Below are 9394 nucleotides of genomic sequence, written 5' to 3'. Positions count from 1 at the left end.
TCGTCTATAATGCAAAAGGCCGCTATGAGACGGGAAAGCATAGCGGCCACTATTTTTTCAGATCCAGGGGATAGGTAGCAACTTGGGTTATACTAAAAGCGGTTTAGTGCCTGGGTGATATTTATGAGCTTACGCGTGCTCGGCGTCAACGCATCGGCACGGACGGACGGCTTTACCGCGGAGCTTTTGGACGAGGTCCTCGAGGCCGCCAGGCGCAAGGGGGCCCACACCGAGCGCCTGGACCTGGTGAAGCACCCCTTTCCCCTCTGCGCGGGAAACTACTCCCAAGACCCCGCCTCCTGCGGCCCCGAAACCTGCGTGCAGGGGCCCTGGGACGGCTTCGGCAAGGTGGTGGAAAAGCTCCTTAGCGCCGACGCCGTGGTCTTCGCCACCCCGGTCTACTGGTTCAGCGTCTCCGCCCGGATGAAGGCCCTCCTGGAGCGCATGACCTCCATGGAAAACCAGGGCCTCCTGAACCTGGGCAAGCCCATGGCCCTCCTGGCGGTGGCGGAGGAGGAAGGGGCGAGCCAGGCCCTCGCCCAGATGCTCCTGCCCCTCTCCTACATGGGCTTCGTCCTCGCCCCCTTGGGCCTGGTCTACGCCCACCATCGGGGCGTGGGGCGCTTGAGGGAAAACCCCGAGCTTTTGGAGGACGCCCGCATCGCCGGGGAGAACCTGGTGCTGATGGCGGAGCGCCTCCGGGGAACTTCCTTCCAAGAGCCCCTCCCCAGCTACCTTTACCGCCATCCCCCCTCCCCGGGGATCGCCGCCGATTGAACCCCTTTCCAGGCTGGACCCCATTTGGCCTCGGGGGGGGATCACAGGTAAAGGGGTTCCACCCCCTCCCGGGCGAAGGGGAGGAGCTCGTAGAGGGCCCGGGGGTCGGGGGGAGGGTCCAGGAGGAGGCGGCCTTCCCGGGGGAGTTCCTGGGCCTTGAGCTTCCTCGGGGGGGCCACCTCCTTGGGCCTTCCCCCTTCCAGGGTGTAGGTGGCCCCGTAGAAGAGGCCGTTTCTGGCGGTGAAGAGGGGGGTGAGGGGCTCCCCTTCCTTCAGGAAGGGCCAAGAGGCGGCGAGGAGGGAGCTTACCCCAAAGACCCTGGCCCCCAGGGCCTGGGCCAGGCCGAGGCCCGCGGCCAGGGCGATCCTCAGGCCCGTGTAGGAGCCCGGGCCCTCCCCCAGGACCAGGGTCTGGACCTCCTGCCGCCTCGCCCCCACCTGGGCCAAAAGCTCCTCCAGGAGGCCAAAGAGCACCTCTTCGTGCCGTCTTTCCACCCGCACCACCCGGCCCAGGCCCTCCTCGCCCCGGAAAAGGCCCAAGGAGAGGTAAGGGGTGGCGGTGTCCAGGGTCAGGGTCCACACGCCCTTCATGGTAAAGGCCCCTGATATACTCCGCTCGGGATGCGGGGCGTTCCCTTGCACCTTCTCTTGGGGCTTGGCGCCCTTCTCACCCTGGCGGGCTACGCCCACCGCCTGGGGTTCCTGCCCTCGGCGGTGGTGGGGGTGGGCCTCGGCCTGTACGGGGTGCTGGCCCTTTGGGGGTTGCGCTTCGGCCTGCGCCACGCCCTTCTGCTTCTTGGGCTTTTGGCCCCCTGGTTTCCCCCTGCCCTCTTTCTGGCCCCCCTGCTTTTCGCTGGGCTCTTCGCCCGGAACTTTAGCGAGAAGGACCAGGGGGCCTTTTACGGCTGGGCCCTGGTCTGGCCCGCCTTGGCCCTCCTTTTGGTCTGGCACGTTTTCCCCACCTTCTACGCCTTTTACCTGAGCCTTTTTGAGCGGGTGAACTTCCTGCGCCCCGCGGCCTTCGCCGGGCTGGAGAACTACCGCATCCTCCTTCAGGACCCCCTCTTCTGGCGCGCTTTGGGCAACACCTTCTGGTACGTGGTCTTCACCGTGCCCACCGGGCTTCTCCTCGCCACCTTTGTGGCCATCCTCCTCAACACCCGGGTGGCCTTCCTCGGGCTGTACCGGACCCTCTTCTTCCTCCCCTACATCACCGCCCTCACGGCGGCGGCCGCCGTGTGGCGCTGGATCTACCACCCCGAGTTCGGCTTCCTCAACTGGCTCCTCCGCACCCCGGGCCTGGACTGGCTGAACACCCCCACCGGGGTCTTCGCCCTCCTCCTCCGGCCCTTGGGGATAGAGGTCCAGGGGTTTTGGGCCGGGCCCAGCCTGGCCTTCGTGGCCGTCATGGCCATGAGCGTGTGGCACTTTTTGGGCTACCAGGTGGTGATCCTCCTGGCGGGGCTCCAGGCCATCCCCAAGGAGTACTACGAGGCCGCGGAGCTGGACGGGGCCACCTTCTGGCAGCGCCACCGCCTCATCACCTGGCCCCTCCTTTCCCCCACCACCTTCTTCCTCTTCACCCTGGGGCTCATCGGGGCCTTCCAGGTCTTCACCCAGGTCTACGTCCTCACCCCCACGGGCGGGGTGCTGCAGGACACCCTCACCCTGGCCTTCTACCTCTACAACAAGGGCTTCCGCGACTCGGACTTCTCCTACGCCAGCGCCATCGCCATGGTCACCTTCCTGATCATCCTGGCCCTCACCCTGGTCCAGCGCCGGGTCTTGGAGAGGCGGGTGAACTATGAGGTTTAGGCTTTCGCTCCTCGGGGTGCACCTGGTCCTTTTGGTGGGCGGGGGGATCATGGCCTTCCCCTTCTACTGGATGCTGGCCACCAGCTTCAAAAGCCCCCAGGAGGCCCTGCAGGCCCAGCCGGTGTGGGTGCCGGAGCGCATCAAGCCCGCGAACTGGCTCAAGGCGGCGAGGCTCGGGGATAGCCCCTTCTTTGGGGGGCTTGGCCCCGGGCGGAGCGTGGCCCTCTTCTTCCCGGGGCCCGAGGCGCCGCCCCCGAGGGCCCTCGTGCCCCGCTCCCCGGGGGCCTTCTTTGACCCGGTGGCGGACGGGACCAAGGTGGAGGTGGCCCGGGGGGAGGGTGGGTGGCGGGTCCGCCTCACCAACACGGGGGAGGCCGGCTTCCGCCGGGTCCCCCTGGTGGTCCTCTGGCCCAAGGGGGCCCCCTTGGAGCCCCCCTTGCCCCCGGACGCCCTCCGCTCCCAGGGGGAGTACTGGCGGCTGGAGTGGGTGAACGCCGTGCCCGGGGCCTTGGGGTACGTGTTCCACAACTACCTCGAGGCCTGGAACGCCGCCCCCTGGGGCCGGTACTTCTTTAATAGCTTCTTCACCGCCTTCACCCAGGTGGCCGTGGGCCTTTTCCTGGCGGCCCTGGCGGCCTTCGCCCTGGCCCGCATCCCCTTCCCGGGAAAGGAGGCCGTCTTCGTCCTCATCCTGGCCACCATGATGGTGCCGGGGGAGGTCCTCCTCATCCCCAACTACGTCCTCCTCGCCCGGCTGGGCTGGCTGGACACCTACTACGCCCTCATCGTCCCCTGGCTGGCCTCGGTCTTCGGCATCTTCCTCCTGCGGCAGTTCTACCTTTCCCTTCCCCAGGACCTCTTTGACGCCGCCAGGATTGACGGGGCCGGCTACCTCACCCAGCTTTTCCGCATCGCCTTGCCCTTGAGCCTGCCGGGGCTCGTGTCCTATGGGATCTTCACCTTCCTCGGGGCCTACAACGCCCTGCTTTGGCCCCTCATCGTCACCCAGAGCCCGGAGATGCGCACGGTGCAGCTTGGCCTCCAGGCCTTCGTTTCCGAGGCGGGCTCGGACTACGGGGCCCTGATGGCCGCAAGCACCTTCGTGATCCTGCCCGTGGTCCTGGGCTACTTCGTGGCCCAGCGGCAGTTCATCCAGGGGATCGCCCGCTCGGGGCTCAAGTGAGTCTGACAAGGGGCACGGTATACTTTCCCCGGAGGTGTGAGGGTATGAAGAAAGCGCTTTTGCTGGTGGCGGTGCTGGGGGTGGTCCTGGCCCAGCAGGCCAAGCCCGAGGACGTGATCAAGGAGCAGTGCGCCAAGGCCAAGGTGGTGGCCGAGCTCTGGCACGGCTTCACCGGTGGGGCCCCTAAAGCGGCCTTGGAGAACCTGGTGGTGGAGTTCAACAAGGGCCAGCAGGGGCGGTGCGTCCGTCCCGTGCCCCAGGGGGGGTACCGGGACCTCTCCACCAAGATCAAGGCGGCCTTCGCCGCCGGGAAGGTTCCGGCCATGGCCCAGGCCTACGAGAACAACATCGCCCTCTACCTCGAGGCCAAGGCCCTTCTGCCCATAGAGGCTCTGGGGGTGAAGCTCCAGGGGGTGAACCTCAGCTTCCTGAACGCCGTGCGCTTCGGGGGCGTGGTCTACGGGGTGCCCTTCAACAAGAGCATCCAGGTCCTCTACTACAACAAGGACCTCCTGAAGAAGCACGGGGCCAAGGTGCCGGCGAGCCTCGAGGAGTTCGTGGCCACCGCCAAGAGGCTTTCCCAGGCCGAGGGCGGCCCCGTCTACTGGTTCCAGCCCGACGCCTCCACCTTCGCCTACTTCTTCTTCAACCTGGGCGGGAGCTACCTCAAGAACGGAAAGCTGGTGCTGAACTCCAAGGAGGCGGTGGAGGCCCTCACCCTCCTGCAAAACGGGGTCAAGGAGGGGTGGGCCAAGGCCATCACCTCCGGCTACATCAACCAGAACCTGGGCTCGGGCCCCTACGCCTTTAGCGTGGACACCTCCGCGGGCTACACCTACTACCGCCAGGGGGCCAAGTTTGACCTGGGGGTGGCCACCCTGCCGGGCCGGACCAAGGGCCAGCCGGGCTACGGTCTCGTCCAGGGCACCAACCTGGTGGTCTTCCGCCAGGCCTCCAAGGAGGAGCAGGCGGTGGCCAAGGACTTCCTCCAGTTCGTCCTCTCCCCCAGGGCCCAGGCCGTCTTCGCCACGGCCACGGGCTACGTGCCCGTCTCCGAGGGGGCCCTCAAGGACCCCGTCTACCAGGCCTACGCCGCCGAGAACCCCGACTACGCCACCATCGTGCGCCAGAGCCGCTACGCCAAGTTTGAGCCCGCCTTGGCGGAGTGGGAGCAGATCCGCTTTGACCTCCTGGGCCAGGCCATCAAGGAGGCCATCCTCAACAAGGCCGACCCCAAGGCCGCCTTGGACAAGGCCCAGAAGCTGGCGGAAGACCTCCTTTCCGGAAAGACCCGTTGAACCTCTTCCTTACCCCCGCCCGAGGCGAAGGCCCCCGGGCGGGGTAAGCTTTAGGTATGCCCAAGGGCTATCACGACCGCGTGGCCTTCGTGGACCTCTCCACGGGGAAGGTGTGGTACGAAAGCTTTGGCGAGGCCTTCTGGCGGCGCTACCTGGGGGGGAGGGCGTTGGCCGCCTACCTCCTCCTCAGGCACGTGCCCAAGGGGGCCGACCCCCTGGGCCCCGAGAACGCCCTCGTCTTCGCCCCCGGGGTCCTCACCGGCACCCCCATCTCCGGCTCGGGGCGGAACACCGTGGCCGCCAAGAGCCCCCTCACCGGGGGGTACGGGGACGCGGAGGGCGGCGGCTTCTTCGGGGCGGAGCTCAAGAACGCGGGCCTGGACGCCCTCGTGGTCCTGGGCCAGGCGGAGGCCCCCGTCTACCTCCACGTGGAAGGAGGGGAGGTGGCCGTCCACCCTGCGCCCCACCTCTGGGGCAAGGACCCCCTGGAGGTGGAGGCCCTCCTCAAGGAGGCCCACGGGGGGAACACCCGCGTGGCCCAGATCGGCCTCGCCGGGGAGAACCGGGTCCTCACCGCCAACGTCATCCACGACCTGGCCCACTTCGCCGGGAGGGGGGGCCTGGGGGCGGTGATGGGGGCCAAAAGGCTCAAGGCGGTCTCCGCCCGGGCCCACAAGGAGACCCTTCCTGCCTACCACGACCCCGGCCTTCTCAAGGAGCTCGCCCGGCGCATAGCCAAGGAGCGCATGGACCGGGCGGCGGGCCTCGTCACCATGGGCACCGTGGGCACGGTGAAGCCCTTCAACCTCCGGGGGGTCCTCCCCAGCCACAACTTCCTGGATGGCTTTTTGGAGGGGGCCGAGGCCCTGGACGGGACCAGCCTGGACGCCCTCGGCATCCGCATCGGCCGGGACACCTGCTACGCCTGCGCCATCCGCTGCAAGCAGGTGGTGAAGATTGAGGGCACGGGCAAGTACGACGTCCGCCCCGAGTACGGGGGGCCGGAGTACGAGGGGCTTGGGGCCTTGGGCTCCACCTGCGGGGTCACCGACCCCTACGCCGTGACCAAGGCCAACACCCTCTGCAACCAGTACGGCCTGGACGTGATCGGGGTGGGGGTGACCATTGCCTGCGCCATGGAGGCGGTGGAGAAGGGCTATTTGGACGACGAGGGCCTGGGGCTTCGCTTCGGCAACGGGGATGCCCTCATCGCCGCCATAGAGAAGCTGGCGAGGCGGGAGGGGAGGCTTGGGGAGCTTCTCGCCCAAGGGGCAAGGCGCCTTGCTGAAGCCATCGGCCACCCCGAGCTCGCCATGCACGTGAAGGGGCAGGAGGTGCCCATGCACGACCCCCGGTACAAGCGGGCCCTGGGGGTGGGGTATGCGGTGAGCCCCACGGGGGCGGACCACAACCACAACCTCCACGACACCGCCTTCGCCAAGGAGGGGAGGGCCCTGAGGGAGCTCCGCTTCTACGGGGAGGACTTCCAGCCCCTGCCCATAGAGGACCTTTCCGAGGCCAAGATCCGGATGCTCTGGACCAAGACCCGGGAGCGGGGGTTCGTGAACAGCCTGGTGCTCTGCGACTTCGTCCCCTGGACCCCGGAGGAGTGGCGGGAGGCCCTCTACGCCGCCACGGGCTGGCGGCTTTCCCCGGAGGAGATGCTTGCGGTGGGGGAGAGGACGCTCCAGCTCACCCGGCTCTTCAACCTGCGGGAGGGGATCTCCCCGGAGGAGGACCGGCTTCCCGAGCGCTTCTTCCAGCCCTTCCGCAAGGGGAACCTCGAGGCCCGCTTAGACCCCCTGGCCTTCCGGGAGGGGGTCAGGGTCTACCGGAGGCTTGCGGGCTGGGAAGGGGGCGTGGATCCGGAAAGGCTCAAGGCCTTGGGCCTAGAGGAGTTCCAGAACGCCCTGGCGTAGGAGGGCGGGAAGGGGAGGCTCCCCCACCCGGAGGAGGGCGTAGCGCCCCCGGAGGAGGGCGAGGAGGCGGAGGGCCTTGAGGTGGGCGGCCAGGGCCTCCTTGTAGGCCTCCACCTCCTCCCGCCCCACGGGGAGGGTTTCCCCGGTCTCCACGTCCTTGAGGAGGGCCTCCGTGGGGGGCGGGTCCAGCTCCAGGGGGGAGAGGACCTGCACCAGGACCACCCGCCTGGGGAGGAGCCTGGGCCAGGGGAGGGGGTCAAGCCCGTCGGTGACGAGGACCAGGACTCCCCTCCCGGGGCGGAGGTCCTCGGGGCTTCCCCCCTCGAGGCGGGCCAGGGGGTCCTCCTGGCGGGCGATCTTGAGGAGGAGGGCCGCCACCTCCTCGGCGTAGGGGAGCTTCCCGTGGAGGCGCATGCTCGGGCTTCCGTCCAGGTAGATCCGGAAGCGGGCCCTTTCCGGGGCGGTCTCCAGCCGGGTGTAAAGCCTTCCCGTCTTGGCGTAGGCCCGCCAGTGGACCCTCCGCACCTCGTCCCCCGGGGCGTAGGGGCGGAGCTCGTAGAACTCCCCCCCAAGCCCCTTCCTCCGGGCGAGGCGCTCCCCGGGGTAGGGGAGGTAGGGCTTGGTGGCGATGCGGTAGCGGGTCATCCCCTCTCGCAGAAGGTGCAGACCCCCACGGGGGGCAGGGGTTCTATGACCTCCTCCCGGCTCCCCTCTCGGAAGACGGTGATCCCCTTGCACCCTTCTTGCCAGGCCAGGAGGAAGAGCCTCTCCACGGTTTCCTTGGGGGTCTCCCGGGGCAGGTTCACCGTGGAGGAGATGCTCTGGTCCACGTGGCGCTGCAGGGCGGCCTGGAGGCGGACCCTCTGGAAGGGGTCCACGGTGTGGGCCGTGGGCCAGTCGGGGACCTCCCCGCCCCGCTCCCGGCGGTAGCGCCGGAGGAGGGGGTGCTCCGCCAAGTAAGCCTGCCCCCCGGCGTGGCGCAGGTAGGTGAGGGCGAAGATGGGCTCCATGCCGCTCGTGACCCCGGCCAGGATGGAGATGGAGCCCGTGGGGGCGATGGAGAGGAGGGCGGCGTTTCGCAGGCCCTTTTCCACCTCCCGGACCAGGTCCAAAGGAAGGGCCTGGATGAAGGGGCTTTCCAGGTGCCTTTTCGCGTCAAAGGCGGGGAAGGGGCCCCGCTCCTGGGCCAGGCGGGCGCTTTCCCAATAGGCGGTCTCCTTGATGCGCCGCATCACCTCCTCCGCCAGGCGGATGGCCTCCTCGGAGGCGTAGGGGAGGCCCAGCATGGCCAGCATGTCGGCGAGGCCCATCACCCCAAGCCCGATGCGGCGGCTCCTTAGGGAGGCTTCCCTTTGCGCCCTTAGGGGATGGCGGTTCTTGCCCAGGTCCACCACCGCGTCCAAGAAGCGCACCGCCCACCGGGTGGCCTCCTCCAGCTCGGCGTGGTCCAGCCGGGCCCTTGCGGTGAAGGGCTCCTTCACGAAGGTGGCGAGGTTCAGGCTCCCCAGGTTGCAGGCCCCGTAGGGCTCCATGGGCACCTCGCCGCAGACGTTCACCCCCTGGACCTCCATCCCCCCGTACTGGGCGGTGGCCCAGGTGCGGATGCGGTCCCAGAAGAGGAGGCCGGGCTCGGCGCTTTGCCAGGCCGCTTCCACCAGGGCCTCCCAGGCCTCCTTGGCCCGGAGGGTGGCCGTGATCCTTTCCCTGGGGGTGGTGAAGGAAAGCCTCCAGGCCTCGTCGGCCAGGGCGGCCTGCAGGAAGGCGTCCGAGGCCCTTAGGGAGATGTTGGCGTGGCGCACCCGGCTCCGCTCGGGGTCGGTCTTGGCCCGGAGGAAGTCCAGGAGCTCGGGGTGGGTGTCGGAGAAGGTGAGCATGAGGGCCCCCCGCCTCCCCCCGCTCGCCCCCATGACCCCGGCCAGGGTGGAGAAGAGCTCCATGAAGCTCACCGCCCCCGAGCTCTCCACCCCGGCGTTGCCCACCTTGGCCCCCTTGGGGCGGAGGACGTCGGCGTTGGTGCCCACCCCGCCCCCGTAGGCGAAGGTCCTCGCCGCCTCGTCCAGAAAGCGGGTGATGCCCCGCACCGAGTCCTCCCGGATGGGGAGGAAGTAGCAGTTGAAGAGGGTGCTCTTGCGCCAGTTGCCGAGCCCGAAGAGGATGCGCCCCCCGGGGACGAAGCGGAAGTCCGAAAAGAGCCAAAGAAACTTCCCCTCCCCGCCCTTCTCTACCCGGGCGGCGTGGTGGGCGAGCCTTCGCCACATCTCCTCGGGGGTGGCCTCGAGGAGCCTCCCCTCCTCGTCCCGCAGGGCGTAGCGCCGGAGGAAGACGCTGGCCCTAAGCTCGTCCCCCCCGAAGAACTCCAGGGCGAGCCTCTCCGCCTCGGCTTCGCCGTAGACCCGGGGCACC

8 protein-coding genes are annotated in these 9394 nt (G+C 68.6%); 5 read left to right on the top strand and 3 right to left on the bottom strand.

Going from position 1 to position 9394, the window contains the following annotated elements:
- Window positions 1-123: 123 nt before the first annotated feature.
- A complete protein-coding gene (locus tag BLP62_RS10200) occupies window positions 124-777 on the top strand; it encodes a flavodoxin family protein (RefSeq protein WP_093008254.1) in 654 nt (217 codons plus the stop codon).
- 41 nt (window positions 778-818) lie between these two features.
- On the opposite strand, the gene tsaB is transcribed toward BLP62_RS10200, so the two are convergent.
- Entirely contained in the window at window positions 819-1367 is a 549-nt protein-coding gene (gene tsaB, locus BLP62_RS10195; protein WP_093008253.1) for a tRNA (adenosine(37)-N6)-threonylcarbamoyltransferase complex dimerization subunit type 1 TsaB, read from the bottom strand.
- Between the two features lie 30 nt (window positions 1368-1397).
- Between tsaB and BLP62_RS10190 the strand changes: the two genes are divergently transcribed.
- The 4 genes from BLP62_RS10190 to BLP62_RS10175 are packed head-to-tail and all read left to right on the top strand — an operon-like array spanning window position 1398 to window position 6991.
- Window positions 1398-2591 carry a carbohydrate ABC transporter permease gene (locus BLP62_RS10190; RefSeq protein WP_093008252.1) on the top strand — a complete coding sequence of 398 codons (1194 nt, stop codon included), beginning with the start codon at window positions 1398-1400 and terminating at the stop codon, window positions 2589-2591.
- Window positions 2581-3774, top strand: a complete 1194-nt coding sequence (locus tag BLP62_RS10185; RefSeq protein WP_176758195.1) for a carbohydrate ABC transporter permease — start codon at window positions 2581-2583, stop codon at window positions 3772-3774. The genes BLP62_RS10190 and BLP62_RS10185 overlap by 11 nt, the downstream gene beginning before the upstream one ends.
- A 44-nt stretch (window positions 3775-3818) precedes the next feature.
- A complete protein-coding gene (locus BLP62_RS10180) occupies window positions 3819-5072 on the top strand; it encodes an ABC transporter substrate-binding protein (protein ID WP_093008251.1) in 1254 nt (417 codons plus the stop codon).
- Between the two features lie 56 nt (window positions 5073-5128).
- Window positions 5129-6991: an aldehyde ferredoxin oxidoreductase family protein gene (locus tag BLP62_RS10175; RefSeq protein WP_093008250.1), complete on the top strand. Its 1863-nt coding sequence runs from the start codon at window positions 5129-5131 to the stop codon at window positions 6989-6991.
- On the opposite strand, the gene BLP62_RS10170 is transcribed toward BLP62_RS10175, so the two are convergent.
- The gene (locus BLP62_RS10170; protein ID WP_093008249.1) at window positions 6962-7636 is read right to left on the bottom strand and encodes a DUF58 domain-containing protein; all 675 of its coding nucleotides are present in this window, start codon (window positions 7634-7636) and stop codon (window positions 6962-6964) included. The two genes, BLP62_RS10175 and BLP62_RS10170, sit on opposite strands and share 30 nt — an antisense overlap.
- Window positions 7633-9393, bottom strand: coding sequence for an adenosylcobalamin-dependent ribonucleoside-diphosphate reductase (locus BLP62_RS10165; RefSeq protein ID WP_093008248.1), 1761 nt, complete (start codon window positions 9391-9393; stop codon window positions 7633-7635). Before BLP62_RS10165 ends, BLP62_RS10170 begins: the two co-directional genes overlap by 4 nt.
- Between the last annotated feature and the right edge of the window lies 1 nt (window position 9394).

The organism is Thermus arciformis (assembly GCF_900102145.1).
GTDB lineage: Bacteria > Deinococcota > Deinococci > Deinococcales > Thermaceae > Thermus > Thermus arciformis.
This window is presented reverse-complemented; position numbering and strand designations above follow the sequence as displayed.